Origin of the sequence: Desulfosporosinus meridiei DSM 13257 (assembly GCF_000231385.2) — a bacterium.
In the GTDB taxonomy this organism is placed as follows: Bacteria; Bacillota; Desulfitobacteriia; order Desulfitobacteriales; family Desulfitobacteriaceae; genus Desulfosporosinus; species Desulfosporosinus meridiei.
Window position 1 is genome coordinate 1,051,372 of the sequence record NC_018515.1, and the last position, 19,754, is coordinate 1,071,125.

A 19,754-nucleotide genomic window follows, 5' to 3' on the forward strand; every position below is an offset into this window, starting at 1 on the left:
AACATCTTCTATGGGGCAAATTAACTTTACTTGTACCATAGGAGGTGTTTTTAATTTGCATAATAATAAGAGGGCATCAAAGCTTAGTGTGATTCCACTTGGTGGAACGGGGGAAATTGGAAAAAACTTGCTTGTGTTTGAATATGAAGATTCGATTGTAGTCATTGACGGAGGCGTAAAATTTCCGGAAGATGAATTACTCGGTATTGATCTAGTAATTCCCGATATCACTTATTTGGAGAAAAACCGTGACCGTATTAAAGGACTATTTATCACTCATGGACATGAAGACCATATTGGTGGTCTTCCCTTCATCTTACCAAAACTGAATATACCCATTTATGGGACTCGGTTGACTTTAGGCTTAGTACAGGCAAAGTTACAGGAAAGAACCCCCTATCCGGAATCGATGGTGCATGTTATTGAGCCAGGAGAACCGATTCGAGCAGGGGTGTTTGAAGTTGAAGCCTTTCGTGTTACTCATAGTATTCCCGATGCTGTCGGATATTCTTTACTAACGCCGGTGGGCCGAGTGATTTATACCGGTGATTTTAAAGTAGATTATACACCGATTGATGGACATAACATGGATTTAGGCAAACTTGCGGCCTGGGGACAAGAAGGGGTATTAGCCCTACTTTGTGACTCTACTAACTCAGAGAGACCAGGAGTTACAGTTTCAGAGAAGATTGTTGGCAAAGTCTTGCGGGAGTGGTTCGAAAGGGCTCAAGGAAAAATTATCATGGCCTCCTTTGCTTCTAATGTCCATCGAATTCAACAAGCGATTAATGCGGCTGCAGATATCGGACGCAAAATTTGTGTTGTAGGAAGAAGTATGGAAAATGTCGTTAATACTTCGATTGAACTGGGATATTTAAAATTACCCCAGGAAAACATCTTAATTCCAAGTTCCGAAGTAGGGAGTATGCCTCCGGAAAAATTATTAGTGCTCACGACTGGGAGTCAAGGAGAACCTTTGGCAGCCTTAACGCGAATGGCTACTCGCAGTCATCGGCAGATTAATGTGATGCCTGGGGATATGGTAGTCATGGCAGCGACCCCAATCCCCGGAAACGAGAAGTTGGTCGGAAAAACAATCAATCATCTCTATCAAATAGGGGCCGAAGTAGTCACTAAGGAAATGGGACAGGTGCATGTATCCGGACATGCCAACCAAGAAGAAATAAAACTTGTTATTCGCCTCACTCAACCTCGCTTTCTTATTCCTCATCATGGTGAAATACGGCATCAAGCCGGTTTTAGAAAGATTGGTCAATCTCTTGGTTATGCGGATGAGGACATTGCCATTACCCAGTTGGGCTCCCGGGTTGAACTTTCACCGAATCGAATGGAGTTTGGTGAACGGGTTGAGGCAGGAAGTGTTTATATTGATGGGTTGGGTGTAGGAGATGTGGGGTACATTGTTTTAAAGGATCGTCAACAATTAGCTCAGGATGGAGTAGTTGTAGTTGTCGCTGCACTCTCTAAGAGCAAGCCATATAAAATATTATCTGGGCCGGATATCATTTCAAGAGGATTTACATTTATGAAAGAAGCAGATGCCTTAATCGATGGTGCTAAAAAGGATGTAATAGGGAGTATAGAAAGACAATTTGAGAAAGACCAAACTGAATGGGGAGCCCTAAAATCGAACATTCGTGATAGTCTAGGTAAATACTTATGGGAAAAGACTCGAAGAAGGCCTATGATTTTACCAGTGTTATTACATTTTTAAGCGTCTGTCGGATTGGTGATTTTAACACCTGCATAGTCGTAGAAAGAAGAAAGATATAGTAGACAATGAATACTTAAAAGGGACCTGTAACGCCCACTTGTAAGAAGTGGGTGTTTTTAATATTAAATAATTAAACCGATTTCTGTCATAAGAGTCTAATTTATCTAAATTATTAAATAAGTTAAGCGATTATTTACAGATTCTCATTAAAATTGCAGGATTATTGATTATTATTGAAGAATAAGACCTAAGACTTAAGACCTATCGAAAGGAGTGCTTCGTAATGAATTCTAAGCTAAAATGCGATCTGAGTAAGGTCACTCCTTTTAGAATAGCAGTGCTTTATGGTTTGTTTAGTATGCTTTGGATTCTCTTTTCTGATCGTTTGTTGACTATTATTATTGCTGATCAAGAGACGATTCTCAATTTATCTATTCTAAAAGGTGCTGTTTTTGTCTTAGTAACTGCAATGTTACTCTATTGGCTAATTCAATGGGGATATAACAATCTGCAAGAATCTGAAAAGGCTCTAATTAAAGATCGGGCTAACCTGGAACGTTATCGTTTATTGGCTGATGAAGTACTCGATATAATTATATTTATTAGTCCCGAAGGACAAATAATTGATGCCAATGAGGCGGCAGTAAAACGTTATGGATATACTCGTGAGGAATTGACGAATATGCCAATGCACAAATTGCGTTTGCCAGAGGATCAATTAATGGTTCCATTCTTTCTTGAACATGCGCCAAAGGGAATGCAGTTTGAATTGAAGCACGTCTGCAAAGATGGAAGTGTTTTTCCTATCGATATTAGTGCTAAAGGAGCAACAATAAACGGGAAACCAATTATTGTAAGTATGATACGAGATATTGCTATACGAAAGAAAATTGAGGCTGAAGTTTGGCTGGCCAAGGAACGTGCACAAGTTACTTTAGAGTCAATCGGAGATGCCGTGATTACCACGGATGTTAAGGCGAAGGTAGAGTATATTAATCCAGTTGCTGAGGCTTTAACAGGTTGGTCAAATTCAGAGGGAGTAGGTCTCCCTTTAGAAACAGTTTTTCATATTGTTCATGAAGAAACAGGTGAAGAAGTCGAAAGTCCAATTATTCGCTGTCTTCAAGAAGGCCGTGTAGTAAATATAGCTGATCATACTGCCCTAATTAATAAAGATGGTCTTGCAGTTTCAATTGAGGATTCTGCCGCTCCCATAAGGGATAGAGATGATAAAATTATAGGTGCTGTTTTAGTTTTTCGAGATGTCAGTTATAAATGGGATCATATGAAAGAATTGGCTCATCAGGCACAGCATGACGCCTTAACAGGGCTGCCCAATCGGCTTTTATTCAATGAATATTTAAAGAACGCCTTAGCTAGAGCAAGACGTAAAAATGGCAAATTGGCGGTCATGTTCTTAGATTTAGATCGATTCAAACTGATTAACGATACAATGGGACACAATATGGGGGATTTACTTCTCAAAAGTGTAGCCGAACGTTTGCGGCAGACTTTGCGTGAAGGGGATACAGTGGCAAGGCAGGGCGGGGACGAATTCTTGATATTGCTCTCAGAAATTCAAGATGAAATTGAAGCAGCTTTAGTCTCGGAAAGAATTTTAGGGCTCTTTTCCAAACCGATTATCTTAGAGGACAATGAAATCTATATAAGTACAAGTATCGGAATCAGTCTATATCCTAATGATGGCAGCGATATGGAAGCTTTGGTAAAGCAGGCGGATACGGCAATGTACGCTGCTAAAGAGAAGGGAAGGAATAACTGCCAGTTTTTTACGCAAGGACTTAATATTAAAGCCAACCAAAGGCTTTCAACAGAAAACAGTCTCCGCAAAGCCCTGGTTCGTGAAGAATTTGTCTTACATTATCAGCCTCAAGTTGATTTAGATAATGGCTTAATTGTAGGACTTGAAGCTCTCATTCGGTGGGATTCTGTCGAATTAGGGATGGTCTCTCCTGCTGCTTTTATTCCTATAGCTGAAGAAACAGGGCTGATTATTCCGATTGGAGAATGGGTTTTACGTACAGCCTGTGCTCAAAATAAACATTGGCAAGAACAAGGGTTTTCTCCCTTACGTATAGCGGTCAATATATCTGCTCGGCAATTTAAAGAACCCAATTTTGTAAAATTGGTTAAAAACATTCTGGATGAAACCAAATTAGACCCCCAATGGCTTGAACTAGAGATTACAGAAAGCATTGCCATGGAAAAGGGCCAAACTTCGTTAGAAATGTTAAGTTCTTTTAAAAAGTTGGGAGTTCGAATTTCAATTGATGACTTCGGGACAGGTTTCTCTTCCCTCAATTATTTAAGCCGCATGCCAATAGATACTTTAAAAATAGATCAAACCTTTATTCGGGACATTACCACCGGGGATAATGGTAAAGAGGTTGTTACTGCAATAATACAGCTTGCTAAAAACCTGCAGTTAAAAGTGATTGCTGAAGGAGTAGAGACTGATAACCAATTCTCCTTCTTAAAGGATAAGCTATGTGATGAGATGCAAGGCTTCCTTTTTAGTAAAGCAGTGTCTTCCCAAGAGGCAGAAAAAATGTTTGTTCATAACTGTAGGTAGAGTGACTTAAAGTGTAAATTTCTAACTAAAGCCGAGAGCAGATCAAATTGCTCCCGGCTTTAGTTATGTAGATAAACTTCCTCTTTTTGCCAAGTGTTGAAGTCTAAAACTATTAAGTTGGACATACCTTCTATCAAGGGGGGCAATGAAGTGTCGCTACATTACACTCTATCTGTCGTTCAGGAACATAGGCTAACGGCAGATTTACAAAAAGTTAAGGCTTCTAATGGGGAAAAAAGCCTTTCAAGGCTTAATAAGAGCGCGGCCTTATGGGCGGATATGGCGAGATGGTTTGGGGAAAATGTTCGATCAATTTTACTCAATCTTAAGGAGGTAGCTTTTTACGAGGTTGAAGAACTGCGTTTGCGAGTTGGACAGCCGCTTATGCTTCGAACGGTGGATAAGGATCTTTTTATTAACCACCTGGGGGAGGCAACTAGTCCCTACAAAGCCTACATTATTAAATCAGAGGACTTAACAGCTGCTTTAGAACGTATGACTCATAGCTCCCTCTACGCAGTTGAAGAGAATTTGAAGCAGGGGTTTATTACTCTGCCTGGAGGAAATAGAGTAGGCTTGACAGGTGAAGCTGTGCTTCAGGATGGTCAACTTCAGACATTGAAACACATATCTTCTTTAAATCTCCGTATAGCAAGAGATATTCAGGGACAAAGTCTCAAAATATTGCCCTTACTGCTAAATTCTGCCGGGCAGCTGTATCATACACTTTTAATCTCTCCCCCAAGAGCAGGTAAAACAACCTTGTTAAGAGATTTGATTCGTTCAATAAGCAACGGAGTTCCTAAATTAAGATTAGAGGGTCAGACTGTAGGAGTTGTCGATGAACGGGGGGAACTTGCCGGGATGTGGCAAGGTATACCAACCTATGATTTAGGTTTACGAACGGATGTTTTAGATGGCTGTCCAAAAGCCAGCGGGATGAGCATGATGGTTCGTTCCATGTCCCCTCAAGTGTTGGCTGTGGATGAGCTGGGTCATGCTGAGGATGTTGTTGCGATAAATGATGCTTTGCGTACCGGAGTCCGGATACTTAGTACCGCTCACGCAGGCACCTTGGAAGAGGCCCGAAGCAGACCGATTATAACTCATCTATTAGATCAAGAGGTTTTTGAACGTTTGGTTGTGTTGAGCAGGCGACATGGACCGGGAACTTTAGAAGAGATTTACGATCTGAAAACTGGGAGGAGCCTGTCATGCTAATACTGGGATGTATGGTACTTATAGCAGGGTGCGGATGTTTAGGGCTTTGGTTTGCTTACAGAATTCGAAGACGTCCTCAGGAGTTAAGAGAATGTTCTATGGCCTTAGCACTCTTAGACACGGAAATAGTCTGGGGGGCAACTCCTCTACCTGAGGCATTCGGAATTCTCAAAGAACGTACAGATGTACCTTGGCAAGGATTTTTTGGAGAATTGAAGGAACGATTGAGTCAAGGCGAATCAGCAGGTATAGCATGGAAAGAGACCATGATAGCACAAAATAGTCACTTTTGTTTGAAGTCGGAAGACTGGAATGTAATTGGAGATGTTGGTAAAGGGTTGGGTCGGTCTGATCGGACGGAACAGCATAAACAAATAGAGCTTGTTCAACGTCAATTGATGGTAATAAAGGAACAAGCGGAAACCTGGTCTGGGAAACAAGCTAAGATGTGGTCCTACTTAGGCTTTCTTGGAGGAATTGCGGGAGTGCTAATCTTGATTTAACCAGAGAGAGGAGTTGTACAATGAGCTTTAATTTGATAATAACAGTGGCCGGTATTGGGATTTTGGTCGGAGTTCTAGCATCCGTTCTAAATCAATCCGGCCGTAGTGAAATGGCTCAAGGAGTTACTATTATGGGAGTTATTGTAGTTCTCTATATTGTAGTACAGTCTATAGCTGAATTATTTACTCTGGTTAAGAGTGTCTTTAACCTATATTAGGGGGCTAAAGTGTGGAGATATGGCAAATAGTTGGACTAGCCCTAATAGTAACAATTTTTAGCGTTGTTCTTAAACAGATCAAGCCAGAGATCGCTTTACAGCTTTCCATATTAGCAGGTGCATCGATCTTTATAATTGTTCTCAGTAAAATACGAGTTATTGTTGACTTATTACAAAACCTTGCTGATCAAGCAAATATTAATTCCTATTATTTGCTGATCATTTTAAAAATCGTAGGAGTTGCCTATCTGGCAGAGTTTGGTGCCCAAATATGCCGTGACGCAGGTGAAGGTGCCTTGGCGACAAAAATCGAACTTGCGGCAAAAGTCGGGGTAATAATCTTAGCTATTCCTATTATTGTAGCCATTACTGAGTCATTAGTACGACTTGTTCCGTGAGGTGATGTGTTTGCCGAGATATATTGTCAGTTTGGTAATGTTAGTTTTCTTCCTTTGTGGGACAACTTCACCGGTTTTGGCAGAAGAAGTACCCCCTCAGTCCCAGGAAAAGATAGATCTTCTACAAGAGATTGATTTGAGCCAAATGCATAGTTTTTTGGAGCAATTGGACAGTGATGTCCAGAAGGCAATGCCTGGATTTTCTCTTGTGCGTATGTTTGAGGATCTAAGGAGTGGCAAGTTAAGTTTGAAACCGGAAAACATAGGGAATACGTTGTTGACTTTATTAGGCCATCAAATATTAGGAACTGGCCCCCTAATTGGTAAGCTCCTTATCCTAGCTGTACTGGGAGCAGTTTTGGGACAACTCCAAGTAGCTTTTGGAGGTAGTGTGGGGAAAATCGCCCAGGTCATGACCTATCTCGTTCTGCTTAGCTTAGCGATGACAACATTTAAAGAGGTTATAGACATTGCTACAGGAACTATCGATCAAATGGTAGGTCTGATGCAAACCATGTTTCCGGTTATCCTGACGCTCTTAATTACCATGGGGAATTTGACCAGCGCAGCTCTATTTAAGCCTCTTATTATGGGTAGCTTGACAGTTTTAGCTACGGTTATCAAGACGGTTATTCTGCCACTCTTCTTATTAGCAGCAGTCCTTAAGCTTTTTAATCATATTTCCGAACAATTTAAACTAAGCAAACTGGCTGGCTTATTTGAATTCGTGGGTAAAATATCTCTTGGTGTGATTATGACTATTTTTATCGGCGTCATGACGGTTCAAGGAGTGACTGGAGGGGTTGCTGATAGCGTTGTATTCCGAACAGCTAAGTACTCAGCTGATCTTGTTCCTGTGGTCGGAAAGTTTTTTAAAGACGCCGTGGAACTGGTGATTACCTCAGGACTACTCTTAAAAAATGCCGTTGGGATAGTTGCTTTAGTAGCAATTATTGTGATTTGTTTGGGTCCTTTAATCAAGATTTTAGCTATGATCCTGGTGTTTCGCATTTCTGCAGCCCTCATCGAACCAATTGGTGAAAAGGCCCTTGCGGAAAGTCTTCAAGATATGTCTAAAAGTTTAATACTAATAATAGTTTCAGTTGCATCTGTCGCAGTTATGTTTTTCATGGCAGTAGCTGTAGTCGTAGGTTCGGGAACCTTTTCAGTGATGTTGCACTAAGGAGGAAAAACTGTGCAAACGTTACAAACACTTGTTAGAAATTTGGCCTTGATTTTATTGTTGGCAACCTTTCTGGAGATGATTTTGCCTAATAAATCCATGCGGGGATTTGTCCAAATGGTGATGGGATTATTCGTGATTTCGGCGATTCTCGCTCCAATTACAACATTGCTGGATACCCCTCTATCAATGGAGATTCCCGCTTGGACTGCATCAAGTCCTCAAGATTTACCGGCAATTGCGGTGGAAGGACAAGGAGTTCAGGTTGGGCGAGATGCGGTTCAGGAACAATATCAGCGGATACTTATTAACCAGATTAAAGGATTAGCATTAGGTACTTCAGGGGTTGGAGACGCGGAGGTTGACGTTAGATTTGAAGAAAAAGAGGGGGGAATCATCGATCAACCAACAATTGCGGAAATTAATGTCCTGTTGACAGCTTCCCAGGAAACCATCCAATCAGTCAAACCAATTATCATTGGGGAATCTACTATCCCTGAGACAACACGATCTCCAAAGGTCGAAGAAGTAAGAGAGCGAATTGCCACATTTATGAGCATCCCTAAAGAGAAGATAATAGTTCAAGAAACTTGAAGGTTTTGCAAATACGGAAGGAGGTTAACTTATGGATTGGATGAAAAAAATCTCAACGGATAAAATGTTATTAGGAGTTGTGTCTTTAATCGTTGTAGGGATGTCCTTTATTTATCTCGGAAAAGGTAAAATTGGCACTGAAGAAATTACTCCAACAAAATCCGCAATAACATCTGTAGAGAGTCCGAACACCAAAATTGGCGTTTTGGAGAAAGAGTTAGAAAGCAAATTACAAACCAACATTTTGATGATGGAGGGCGTAGGAAAGGTACAAGTTTCCGTTAACTTTTTGACTGGTTTAAAGAATGAGTATGTTCGGAATAACAATGTCACTAAGCGTACGAATAAAGAAACGGATAAAACCGGAGGTACTAGAGAAACAACAGAGGTCACGGAAAATAACCAAGTTGTTATGCCAAGTGGGTCTGCTCAACCAGTAATTGCGATTGAGGATCGTCCCGAGATCGGAGGAGTCTTAGTAATAGCTGAAGGTGCCCGCGATCCAAAAGTACGAGAAGGAATACATACAGCGGTACAAACTCTTTTAAGTATTCCAAGCTCCAGAATTACTGTTGTGCCAATGGGTGGAGCATGATGACTAAGTACATGAATTGGCCGGTGCTTTTAATTGTGGGACGCAAATCTCGGCTAAGACTGACTGTTTATGTAGGGTTAGCAGTCATGCTGGGGATTTTGGGAATTAGTTTAATGCTTTCTGAATCCCATGCCTATATTCCGGAACAGGCCAGTTCGCCTGTTAATGCTCCTAGAGAAAAGTCTCAAATCAAGTTTGAGGTTGAAACCATAAAACCCAATAACTCCGGGGGAGATTATTTCGTCAATTATCGTTTAAAACGAGATCAATTACGTCAGGAATCGAAAGCTATGCTTGCTCCACTCCTCGATTCGACAGTAGAAAAAAGCAGGGCAGAGGCGCAAGACCAATGGCTGCAGCTTAGCATGAAAATTCAACGAGAAGAAGAGATTGAAAATCTTCTTAAAATTAAAGGCTTCCAAGACGCAGTTGCGGATGTTTTTTCTGAACATGTAACGGTGATTGTCTTTGCTTCGAGTTTAACTCCCCATGAGGTAAGTCTTATCCAGGAGATTGTCCTGAGAGTGACAGGAATCCCTTTAGATAAAATTATGATATCTTCTAAAAAATAGAAGATATTCAAAAAGTTCTATATAACATGTGCAGGAAAATAGGTAGGTAAGAGCGAATTATATTCATGATAGGACTAAAGTCCTGGTTGAGAGGGTGAGAGACACTGAAGATGAGCAAAATTCTTATTGCTGATGATGCGAGTTTCATGCGTTTGATGATTAGTCAGATTCTTGCTCGGCAGGGTCTTACAAACGTCATTGAAGCTGAAAATGGTTTGCAGGCTGTGGAGCAATTCAAGTCTAACAAACCTGACCTGACGCTTTTAGATATTACTATGCCGGAACTAGATGGATTAGCTGCTCTGGCAGAGATTCTTAGGATTAACCCTTTGGCTAAGGTTGTAATCTGCAGTGCAGTTGCCAATGACAATATTGTTCGAGAAGCGTTGAAAGAAGGTGCAGTGGGTTTTGTGGCCAAGCCGTTTCGGCCTGATGAGCTATTAGACATAGTTCTTAAACATTTAAATTAGGTAAATCTATAATAACTTAAACGCACTTAGTTGCCGCCTGATATAGGCGGCAGTTTTTGCTAATCTGCAAATAGTTATATCTAAAAGATAAGCTGTTCAAAGTATACAAAAAGAGTTATATTGTATACTTAAACTAGTTTCGTTGAAAAAGAAGTGGTACCCTCATATAATAAAACATATTGTTTCATTTTTAATAATGAGAAAATTACCCATTATTGAAGTTTGAACGGAATGGGGATAATACAAAGAGGGGTGACGGCAGTGAAACCAGTTAAGATTACAGATACGACTTTGAGGGATGCCCACCAAAGTCTTTGGGCAACTCGGATGCGTACCGAGGATATGCTGCCCATCCTAACAGAGCTGGATGAGGTAGGTTTTTTTTCGTTAGAAGTATGGGGCGGGGCTACTTTCGATGTATGTCTGCGTTTCTTAGGTGAGGATCCCTGGGAACGTTTAAGACAGATAAAAAGCCGTGTTAAAAAGACACCCTTACAAATGTTGCTTAGGGCCCAGTCTCTGGTAGGGTATCAGCATTACCCAGATGATGTCGTTAGGGAATTTGTTTCCCTGAGTGTCAAAAATGGAATTGATATTATCAGGATTTTCGATTCTCTGAATGATGTTCGGAATATGGTCGTTCCTATGGATGCTGCCAAAAAAGCAGGAGCACATGTTCAAGCCTCGGTTGTTTATACGATTAGTCCGGTTCATACAACTAAACATTACCTGGAAACAGCTACGGCACTTGCCGAGCTTGGTGCTGATTCCCTTTGTATTAAAGATATGGCTGGATTACTTACTCCTATCAAAGCTTACGAACTGATCTCGTTATTAAAAAAAGAGTTAGGAATTATGATTCATTTGCACAGTCATTATATTGGCGGAATGGCTGTCGGAACGTATTTAAAGGCCGCAGAAGCCGGAGTGGACATTGTTGATACTGCTAGTGTGCCCTTAGCCTTTGGTGCTAGTCAACCGCCGGTTGAAACAGTGGTTCGAGCTTTTCAAGATACCGAATTTGATTCGGGTTTAAGTTTACGTAAACTGTTCCATGTTGCAAAGTATTTTGAGGCACTGCGCAAAAGCCGTAGTTTTGAGCGCGGAATCACTCGAATCTCAGATATGAGAGTCTTTGAGCACCAAGTACCTGGGGGTATGATCTCGAATCTAGTCTCTCAGCTTGAAGAACAGGGTGCCCTTGAGCGCATACATGACGTCTTAGAGGAGATCCCTAAAGTACGTGCAGAGTTAGGCTACCCCCCGCTGGTAACTCCTACGAGTCAAATTGTAGGCACACAAGCGGTATTAAATGTCCTCAGCGGGGCAAGATATAAGTTAATCCCTGGAGAGGTGAAAGGGTATGTGCGCGGACTATATGGTCGTCCGCCAGCGCCGATAAACCCTGAAATTCAAAAGAAAATTATCGGTGATGAGGAACCTCTATTAGTTCGTCCGGCGGATAAACTAGAACCGGGCATGGTAAAAGCAAAGCTTGATAGTCTCGAGTTGGCTCAATCTGAGGAAGATGTGGTAAGCTATGCATTGTTCCCGCAAATTGCTAAGAAGTTTTTCGAAGAGCGAAAAATTGGAGTAATCTCAAGAGAGGAACCTAAAGTGGGTAAGGAAACAAAAGATACCCGTACTTCATTGTTATCTAAGGAGGATTCGAAGTTGAATTTACAAGAAATTAAAGAATTAATCCAAATTATAGATGAGACTGAAATTAGTGAATTAAATCTTGAAAGCGATGGGGTGAAAATCGCTATTCGCAAGGGGCCCAGTGTTGTTGCTGGAGTGCCGGTCACGGCTGTTCCTCGTCAAGAGGTAAGTTCACCGGTTGTGGTAGATGCACCTGTTCAATCCCTACGTCCCGAAGCAGTCAAAGCACCGGAGCCTGTCATAAATGCCAATACAGAAACCATTACTTCTCCCATGGTTGGAACTTTTTACTCTTCCGCATCTCCTGAGGCCGCTCCTTATGTTAAATTAGGACAAACTATTGAAGCTGGCCAAATCGTTTGTATCGTTGAGGCTATGAAGCTCATGAATGAAATTGAGTCGGAAGTTAATGGGAAAGTTGTACAAATTCTTGTAGAGAACGGTCAACCCGTTGAATATGGACAGCCGTTGTTCGTTATTGAAAAATAAGGAGAAAAGAGCATGTTTAAGAAAATCCTGATTGCGAATCGCGGGGAAATTGCCTTGCGTATCATAAGAGCATGTCGCGAACTTGATATCGAGACAGTCGCTGTTTTTTCTGAAGGAGATCGGGAGGCATTGCACGTTAAGGCCGCAGACGAAGCGGTTTGCATAGGGCCCGTAGCTAGTGCCAAGAGTTACCTCAATATTCCTAACATCATCAGTGCTGCAGAATTGACAGGCGTTGATGCAATACACCCCGGCTATGGTTTTTTATCTGAAAACGCCCGCTTCTCTGAAATCTGTGAGTCATGTAATATCACCTTTATCGGGCCGTCTCCTAAAGTTATCGAAACTATGGGAGACAAGGCTACCGCCAGAAAAACAATGATAGAAGGCGGTGTCCCTGTAGTCCCGGGATCTAAGGATATTATTACCGATGAAAAAACCGCAGGAATTGTTGCTGAAGAAATTGGCTATCCTGTGCTAATTAAGGCCTCGGCCGGTGGTGGAGGCAAAGGAATGCGGGTTGCTCAGAATGCTAAAGAGTTGAGCAAATCCATCAAAGCAGCTCAAAATGAAGCCCAAGCTTCCTTTGGCAATGCTGAGGTCTACTTGGAAAAATATGTGGAAGAACCCAGACACATTGAGATTCAAGTGTTGGGTGATAACTACGGCAATGTCATTCATTTAGGCGAGCGGGATTGTTCTCTGCAACGCCGCCATCAAAAGCTTCTGGAAGAGTCCCCATCGAGTGCCATAAGTCCAGAGTTGAGAGAAAGAATGGGTGCAGTAGCCGTGCAGGCGGCAAAGTCTGCAAATTATTCTAATGCAGGAACCATAGAGTTTTTGTTAGATCGTCATGGCAACTTCTATTTTATTGAAATGAATACGCGTATTCAGGTCGAGCATCCGGTTACTGAAATGGTGACAGGTCTGGACTTGGTAAAAGAGCAAATTCGTTTAGCAGCAGGGGAACCTCTGGGCTATACTCAAGCAGATATCCAAATGCGTGGTTGGGCCATTGAATGTAGAATTAATGCGGAAAACCCTGATAAGAACTTTATGCCCTCTCCTGGGCCGATTACCATCTATCATGCTCCGGGTGGACCTGGGGTAAGAGTGGATAGTGCGGTTTATCAAGGGTATGCTGTTTCCCCCTATTACGACTCCATGGTTGGAAAGTTGATTGTCTGGGGTGCCACTAGACAGGAAGCAATTGCCCGCATGAAACGTGCCCTTGAGGAATTTGTCATTGAAGGGATTCACACAACGATACCCTTCCACTTAAAAGTATTGGACAATGCTTTTTATCAACGTGGCGAAGTTTACACAAACTTTATTCAACGTCGAATCTTAGGAGAATAAGGACCTTTAACCTGAGAAGATAAATACGAAGAAGAACGGGATTCCCGTTCTTTTTACTGCAAAAAGAACTTCACTATTAATGTGAGGATCTTTTTGTTTTTACTTAAATTATTTTTAAGGCTTAAATAATTTGTTGAAGGGAAATAGCCTTTGCTAGATCAGCCTTAATTTGGTATAATATCAACGTCATGTAGATAATGGAAACCTACTTAGGATAAGGATATTTCGCTCTAAATGGTAAGTAGGCTTATCTAGTTGCAAAAAAGGGTATGTGAATAATGTAATGTCGAAGTTCAATATTCAAACTTAAGAAACACGAACATCGAACTTCGAGTTGGGGGGTGTAAGGTCATGGAAAGTATGGGTACAGATAATTCCCTGGGATCTATTCGAATCGCGGATGAAGTTGTAGAAGTCATAGCCGGATTAGCTGCTTCAGAAGTAGAGGGCGTCGTAGGCATGAGCGGTGGTCTGGTTGGAGACTTAGCTAACATGTTGGGGAGAAATAAAAACCTGTCCAAAGGAGTTAAGGTTGAAGTCGGTGAACATGAGGTAGCTGTAGATTTGTTTATTGTTGTGGAGTATGGTGTATCAATTCCCGACGTAGCTTTTAGTGTTCAGCAAGCTGTAAAAGAGGCCATTGAGAGTATGACTGGACTTAAAGTCGTAGAGGCAAATGTTCATGTGCAAGGGGTTAATTTTAAACCGGTTGTGGAAACCAAAGAAGAAGACTTACGTTTAAAGTAAAGAAAACTTGGCAGGCGCTAAGAAGGCCCCCCCTGGAAAGCCCAGGGGGGGTTTCTGAAAGAAGGGACGACGATGTTGGCCTATACTTTAGGATTGATTCTATTTCTGGGGGCACTGACTATATTAGCAGTAGCCTCAGGATGGGGACTACCATACTTTTTAATAACTCAAGGGCTTGATTGGTTAAGATTTAATCCTTGGGAGAGTATTATTATGGCTGGAGCTTTACTATTGTTAGGATTGCTATTGTTTATCCGACCACGGACGAGTAATGATAATTCCTTTCGGACATCTTTAAAAGGTGGAGATGTTCGAATTTCTCAAGATGCCCTTCAGGAGATTATTACACGCAGTGCCAAAGGGCTGCCCGGAGTTTTGCAAGTTGGATCAAGTCTTAGACAACGCGAAGCTGGGCTTGAGATTATCGTGTTTTGTCAGTTTGAACAGGGGGTCATAATTCCTCAAATATCTGAAGAAATTTTGAAGAAGGTTAAAGAGGATGTCGAGCTTTATACCGGAATAATTGTGGCAGAGGTGAAAGTGCTGGTGCGTCGCTTAGAAAAGGTTCGTCCGGTACGTGTGCGATGAGGGGCTTTTGGTTAAAAATTGAAGAGAAAATTTCTCGGTCTTTAGTTTGGGCCTTGGATAATCACCCTGGCAAGCTTTTGGGAACATCTATAGGTTTTATGCTGGGACTTTTGTTTGTGACGCTAGGTTTCTGGCAAACACTGGTGTTGGTTTTATTTGCTGTGATAGGTTTTGTTTTAGGAAAACGCCAAGATGAGCATAAAGACCTTTCAGCATGGGTAGAAAAGACTTTTAACAAGTATTAAATGATGACTTAAAAATAGATATCACTAGGGAGGAATTTTCTTGAGTCGAAGATTAGCTCGAGAAACTGCATTACAAGTGCTTTTTCAAAGAGACCTGACTAAAGAACCATTGATTATTGCAGAAGAAGTTAAGCGCTGGGCTGATGAATTTGTTGTTCCCGAGCCCAGTAGGGGGTTTGCGCAGGAACTTGTTGAAGGGACAATAGATCATCAAAATGAAATTGATCAAACAATTTCTTCATATGCTCAAGATTGGTCTATTAATCGTATGGCTAAGGTGGATAGAAATGTAATGCGCTTGGCTACTTATGAGATTCTTTTCCGTTCTGATATCCCCGGTCGTGTAAGTCTCAATGAAGCAATTGAGCTGGCTAAGCGATTTGGAGGAGAAGAATCAGCTAAGTTCGTTAATGGGATACTGGATCGAATCGTGGACAGCAATCTGAAAGCCGAAAAAAAGGGTGAACTTTGATTCAAGTATTTCTTTTCACATTTGTAAAATTAAAGGAAAAGTCGTTGAAGATATCGAATTAATTTAATATATGAGAAATTTTAATTTTATTCACATTAAGGGGGAGACAAATGTACCACGTTGTTAAAAAAAGACTATTGGCAACCGGTATTGCCTTACTGGACGTCAATGCACCAGCCGTGGCCGCAAAAGTTGAGCCAGGGCAATTTGTTATTGTCCGTGTAGACGAGCAGAGTGAGCGTATTCCTTTGACAGTAATGGATTTTGATCGTGAAAAGGGTACTATCACGATTGTTGTTCAAGATGTTGGGTACTCGTCAGCAATTATAACGGGTATGAATGAAGGAGATGCATTTCAAGACTTTGTAGGTCCGTTGGGAGTCGAATCCGAAATTGAAAATTATGGTACTGTTGTTTGCATCGGAGGAGGTTTAGGCATTGCTCCTATTCATCCGATAGCTCGGGCTTTAAAAGATGCCGGAAATCATGTTATCTCCGTCCTAGGTGCGAGAAGTGCAGATTTGCTGATTTTAGAAGATGAGATGGCCGCTGCAAGCAGTGAAGTTGTCATAGCCACAAATGATGGCAGTAAAGGTGTTAAAGGATTTGTAACAGACGGACTTGCTGAAGTGTTAGCCCAAGGCCACCAAGTTAAGGCTATTTGGGCCATTGGCCCGATGATTATGATGAAAGCTGTTGTCGATTATACTCGCTCATTAGGCATCAAAACCATTGTTAGTATGAATCCTATTATGGTTGATGGAACAGGCATGTGTGGTGCATGTCGGATTAGCGTAGGCAATGAGACAAAATTTGCTTGTGTCGATGGGCCGGAGTTTGATGGACACTTAGTTGATTTTGACTTAGCAATGAAGCGTCTCGCTTTTTATAAAGATGAAGAGAATAGGGCCAAAGCCCGACTAGAATGCAATCATGAAGGAGGGCATCACTAATGGCTGAGAACATTGAAAGCACAAAGAAAGTTAAAATCCCTCGTCATGAAATGCCTTGTCAGGAACCGGAAGTACGGGCGCGTAATTTTGAAGAAGTTGCTTTAGGCTATACAGAAGAAACAGCTATAGAAGAAGCTAAGCGTTGTTTGCAATGCAAAAAGCCTAAATGTGTTACAGGGTGTCCTGTGGAAGTTCTTATTCCGGAGTTTATCAAAAAGGTTGCCGAAGGAGATTTTCAGGAAGCTGGTAATGTTCTGAAAATTAAAAATTCTCTGCCTGCTGTTTGTGGTCGGGTTTGCCCTCAAGAAAATCAATGTGAGAGTAAATGTATTTTAGGTATTAAGGGAGAGTCCGTTGCTATTGGCCGACTTGAGCGTTTTGCAGCTGACTTCGGCATGAAGACTGGTAAATCTGTGTTCGAGAAACCGGCACTGAGTGGTAAGCGGGTAGCTATTATTGGAGCCGGGCCTGCAGGATTGGCATGCGCCGGCGACTTGGCAAAAGCAGGGCATGCTGTGACTGTGCTTGAAGCCTTACATGTTGCCGGGGGAGTACTGATGTACGGAATTCCTCAATTCCGTCTGCCTAAAGAAATTGTCCAAACTGAAATTGAAAATCTGAAAACCATGGGCGTAGAGATTCTAACCAATCAGGTTGTTGGGAAAATCACCTCTGTTGATGAGCTTATGGAAAATGGGTATGACGCCGTGTTCATTGGGACAGGCGCAGGACTTCCCTACTTTATGGATATCCCAGGAGAGAACTTAAATGGTGTTTATTCAGCCAATGAGTTCTTAACAAGGACAAACTTAATGAAGGGCTATAAGTTCCCAGACTATGCTACTCCAGTAAAAGTTGGGAAAAATGTTGCCGTCTTAGGTGCCGGTAATGTGGCCATGGACTCTGCTCGGACAGCTTTACGTTTAGGAGCGGAAAACGTCTATATTATCTATCGTCGTTCTCGTGACGAAATGCCTGCCCGTAAAGAAGAACTAGAGCATGCAGAGGAAGAGGGGATACAATTCCGCCTGTTGACAAACCCTGTAGCTATCGAAGGGGACGAGCGCGGATGGGTGAAAAGTTTAACCTGCTTGCGCTATGAGCTGGGAGAACCCGATGCTTCAGGACGCCGTGCTCCTATTGCAATTAAAGGCTCTGAATTTGATATCCCTATGGATACTGTCGTAGTGGCTATCGGACAAGGCCCGAACCCACTGGTTACAACATCCACACCGGGCTTAGAGTTAAACAAACGGGGTAATATCGTTGCAGATCCAGAGACCTTGATGACTTCAAAGCCAGGCGTTTTTGCCGGCGGTGACATCGTAACAGGTGCCGCAACTGTTATTTTGGCTATGGGGGCCGGTAAAAAAGCTGCTGCAGGTATTGATCAATACCTTAAGGGAAAGTAATTATCTCTCTGCCAATGTAAGTTAAGGCCTCCCGCTTTCAGAAAGTGGGAGGCTATTGGCAGGAAACTTTTATTTTAGGGGTTCCACTCCGGTTTAACATAGGGAGTTTTATGACTGAATAAATCGAAATATTCCGAAAGAGGTGTGTATTTTGGCACAATTATTAGACGGAAAAACAGTATCCAAAATTTTGAAAGAAGAAATTCGTGAGGAAATTGCACAATGGAAAGAAAAGGGTGTGAACCCTAAACTTGCCGTTATATTAGTCGGTGATGACCCGGCTTCGGTAGTTTATGCCAGATCCAAGCAGAAAGTCTGTGAGGGAATCGGGATGGCCTTCGAACTTTTCACAATGCCAGGTTCGACACCGGAAGCTGATATTTTGTCAAAGATTGAAGAGCTTAATAAGGATCAAGCGGTTCACGGTATTATGATTGAACTTCCGCTGCCAAAGGGAATTCAAAAAGAAACTGTTATGGCTGCAGTACGTCCTGATAAAGATGTGGACGGAGTTCACCCCATCAATCGCGGATATATTCTAAGCGGCGAGGAAGGATTATTCCCAGCTACTCCACAAAGTTGTATTGAATTGCTTCTTCGCTCAGGAGTTCAAATTGCCGGTAAACACGTTGTTATCGTCGGCCGTGGCGAAACAGTGGGCAAACCTTTAGTTTTCTTGATACTTAAACACAATGCTACAGTGACAATTTGCCACTCTAAGACTCCAGACCTGGGGGCTTTCACAAGGCAAGCAGATATTTTGGTTGCAGCGGTAGGCCGTGCTAAGCTGATCAAAAAAGATATGGTCAAAGCCGGCGCAATTGTAGTTGATGCCGGAATCAATGAAACGCCTGACGGAATCTGCGGGGATGTTGACTTTGAGGCAGTTCAAGATGTAGCTGACTTAATTTCTCCGGTACCCGGTGGTGTTGGATCCCTGACCACAGCTTTAATTATGCGTAATGTTCTGAAAGGAATCGTTTTGCAAGGAGGGGCTAAGTAATGGATATGAGCAAAATTTGGGAATGGACCACAGATGAATTCTTGACAGTGTCAGCCAGCTCTTCCCCAACACCAGGAGGCGGAAGTGTTTCCGCCTATGTCGGAGCCTTGGCAGCTTCAATGACTTGTATGGTGGCTAACCTTACCGTTGGCAAGGAAAAGTACAAAGACGTTGAACCCCAAGTGAAAGAGATCTTGACTGAAGCCGAGGAAGTCTTAAGTCTGTTGAAAACGGGTTTAAGCCAGGATATCGCTGAGTTCTCCAATTTCATGGATGTCTTGAAGCTACCAAAAGGTACAGATGAAGAAAAAGCTGTGCGCACTGAGAAAATGCAGGAAGTCTTAGTATCTGCTACTAACACTCCGCTGGGAATTTCTCAAAACTGCTTTAGAGTTCTGCAGTTAGCTCAAAAGCTTGCCCCAATCGGCAACAAGGGAGCAATCAGTGATGTGGGTGTATCCGCATACTTAGCTGAAAGTGCTCTTAAATCTGCAATGCTTAGTGTCGACATTAACTTGCCCGGAATTAAGGACCCAGAGTATCAGGAGCGAGTTAAGGCAGAACGAGCCAGACTCTTTGAACAGGCTGCAATCATTTGTGCTGAGACAGTTGCAGTGGTACAAAGCAGAATGTAGTTCATATGCGTCCACAGCAAAAGGGGTGAGGAAATTTTTCCTCGCCCTTTTTTTGGGTTTTGGGCTTGTCACCCTTTTCTGTTTTGATATCGGGCCAAACCCGGTAA

General features: G+C 42.1%; 21 protein-coding genes. All 21 read left to right on the forward strand.

Features of this window, described 5'->3' with window-relative positions:
- Nucleotides 1-10: 10 nt before the first annotated feature.
- A complete protein-coding gene (locus DESMER_RS04860; RefSeq protein WP_083856456.1) occupies nucleotides 11-1,735 on the forward strand; it encodes a ribonuclease J in 1,725 nt (574 codons plus the stop codon).
- A 283-nt stretch (nucleotides 1,736-2,018) separates the two neighbouring features.
- The gene (locus tag DESMER_RS24640) at nucleotides 2,019-4,328 is read left to right on the forward strand and encodes a sensor domain-containing protein (RefSeq protein WP_014901955.1); all 2,310 of its coding nucleotides are present in this window, start codon (nucleotides 2,019-2,021) and stop codon (nucleotides 4,326-4,328) included.
- A gap of 150 nt (nucleotides 4,329-4,478) precedes the next feature.
- On the forward strand, nucleotides 4,479-5,549 hold the full coding sequence (gene spoIIIAA / locus DESMER_RS04870; RefSeq protein ID WP_014901956.1) for a stage III sporulation protein AA: 1,071 nt from the start codon (nucleotides 4,479-4,481) through the stop codon (nucleotides 5,547-5,549).
- Nucleotides 5,543-6,052: a stage III sporulation protein AB gene (locus DESMER_RS04875; RefSeq protein WP_014901957.1), complete on the forward strand. Its 510-nt coding sequence runs from the start codon at nucleotides 5,543-5,545 to the stop codon at nucleotides 6,050-6,052. Before spoIIIAA ends, DESMER_RS04875 begins: the two co-directional genes overlap by 7 nt.
- Nucleotides 6,053-6,072: 20 nt before the next feature.
- The gene (gene spoIIIAC / locus DESMER_RS04880; RefSeq protein ID WP_007779978.1) at nucleotides 6,073-6,270 is read left to right on the forward strand and encodes a stage III sporulation protein AC; all 198 of its coding nucleotides are present in this window, start codon (nucleotides 6,073-6,075) and stop codon (nucleotides 6,268-6,270) included.
- 11 nt (nucleotides 6,271-6,281) lie between these two features.
- Entirely contained in the window at nucleotides 6,282-6,668 is a 387-nt protein-coding gene (gene spoIIIAD / locus DESMER_RS04885) for a stage III sporulation protein AD (protein WP_014901958.1), read from the forward strand.
- Between the two features lie 10 nt (nucleotides 6,669-6,678).
- A complete protein-coding gene (gene spoIIIAE / locus DESMER_RS04890; protein WP_014901959.1) occupies nucleotides 6,679-7,851 on the forward strand; it encodes a stage III sporulation protein AE in 1,173 nt (390 codons plus the stop codon).
- A 12-nt stretch (nucleotides 7,852-7,863) separates the two neighbouring features.
- Complete coding sequence (locus DESMER_RS04895; protein WP_014901960.1) at nucleotides 7,864-8,445, forward strand: stage III sporulation protein AF; 582 nt, start codon at nucleotides 7,864-7,866, stop codon at nucleotides 8,443-8,445.
- A gap of 31 nt (nucleotides 8,446-8,476) precedes the next feature.
- Complete coding sequence (locus DESMER_RS04900; RefSeq protein ID WP_014901961.1) at nucleotides 8,477-9,040, forward strand: stage III sporulation protein AH; 564 nt, start codon at nucleotides 8,477-8,479, stop codon at nucleotides 9,038-9,040.
- Nucleotides 9,037-9,612 carry a SpoIIIAH-like family protein gene (locus DESMER_RS04905; protein WP_345787936.1) on the forward strand — a complete coding sequence of 192 codons (576 nt, stop codon included), beginning with the start codon at nucleotides 9,037-9,039 and terminating at the stop codon, nucleotides 9,610-9,612. The genes DESMER_RS04900 and DESMER_RS04905 overlap by 4 nt, the downstream gene beginning before the upstream one ends.
- 110 nt (nucleotides 9,613-9,722) lie before the next feature.
- Nucleotides 9,723-10,082 (forward strand): response regulator, encoded by a 360-nt coding sequence (locus tag DESMER_RS04910; protein WP_014901963.1) that lies wholly within the window; start codon nucleotides 9,723-9,725, stop codon nucleotides 10,080-10,082.
- A gap of 261 nt (nucleotides 10,083-10,343) precedes the next feature.
- Nucleotides 10,344-12,233: an acetyl-CoA carboxylase biotin carboxyl carrier protein gene (accB, locus tag DESMER_RS04915; RefSeq protein ID WP_014901964.1), complete on the forward strand. Its 1,890-nt coding sequence runs from the start codon at nucleotides 10,344-10,346 to the stop codon at nucleotides 12,231-12,233.
- A 12-nt stretch (nucleotides 12,234-12,245) separates the two neighbouring features.
- Nucleotides 12,246-13,592: an acetyl-CoA carboxylase biotin carboxylase subunit gene (accC, locus tag DESMER_RS04920; protein WP_014901965.1), complete on the forward strand. Its 1,347-nt coding sequence runs from the start codon at nucleotides 12,246-12,248 to the stop codon at nucleotides 13,590-13,592.
- A 351-nt stretch (nucleotides 13,593-13,943) separates the two neighbouring features.
- Complete coding sequence (locus DESMER_RS04925; RefSeq protein ID WP_014901966.1) at nucleotides 13,944-14,339, forward strand: Asp23/Gls24 family envelope stress response protein; 396 nt, start codon at nucleotides 13,944-13,946, stop codon at nucleotides 14,337-14,339.
- Nucleotides 14,340-14,411: 72 nt separating this feature from the next.
- Nucleotides 14,412-14,927, forward strand: coding sequence for an alkaline shock response membrane anchor protein AmaP (gene amaP, locus DESMER_RS04930; RefSeq protein ID WP_014901967.1), 516 nt, complete (start codon nucleotides 14,412-14,414; stop codon nucleotides 14,925-14,927).
- A complete protein-coding gene (locus DESMER_RS24645) occupies nucleotides 14,924-15,172 on the forward strand; it encodes a DUF2273 domain-containing protein (protein WP_014901968.1) in 249 nt (82 codons plus the stop codon). Before amaP ends, DESMER_RS24645 begins: the two co-directional genes overlap by 4 nt.
- A gap of 40 nt (nucleotides 15,173-15,212) precedes the next feature.
- Entirely contained in the window at nucleotides 15,213-15,644 is a 432-nt protein-coding gene (gene nusB, locus DESMER_RS04940) for a transcription antitermination factor NusB (protein ID WP_014901969.1), read from the forward strand.
- Nucleotides 15,645-15,754: 110 nt separating this feature from the next.
- Nucleotides 15,755-16,597, forward strand: a complete 843-nt coding sequence (locus DESMER_RS04945) for a sulfide/dihydroorotate dehydrogenase-like FAD/NAD-binding protein (protein ID WP_014901970.1) — start codon at nucleotides 15,755-15,757, stop codon at nucleotides 16,595-16,597.
- A complete protein-coding gene (gltA, locus tag DESMER_RS04950; protein WP_014901971.1) occupies nucleotides 16,597-18,009 on the forward strand; it encodes an NADPH-dependent glutamate synthase in 1,413 nt (470 codons plus the stop codon). Before DESMER_RS04945 ends, gltA begins: the two co-directional genes overlap by 1 nt.
- Before the next feature lie 151 nt (nucleotides 18,010-18,160).
- On the forward strand, nucleotides 18,161-19,012 hold the full coding sequence (locus DESMER_RS04955) for a bifunctional 5,10-methylenetetrahydrofolate dehydrogenase/5,10-methenyltetrahydrofolate cyclohydrolase (RefSeq protein WP_014901972.1): 852 nt from the start codon (nucleotides 18,161-18,163) through the stop codon (nucleotides 19,010-19,012).
- Nucleotides 19,012-19,647 carry a cyclodeaminase/cyclohydrolase family protein gene (locus DESMER_RS04960; RefSeq protein ID WP_014901973.1) on the forward strand — a complete coding sequence of 212 codons (636 nt, stop codon included), beginning with the start codon at nucleotides 19,012-19,014 and terminating at the stop codon, nucleotides 19,645-19,647. Before DESMER_RS04955 ends, DESMER_RS04960 begins: the two co-directional genes overlap by 1 nt.
- The last annotated feature ends 107 nt before the right edge of the window (nucleotides 19,648-19,754 follow it).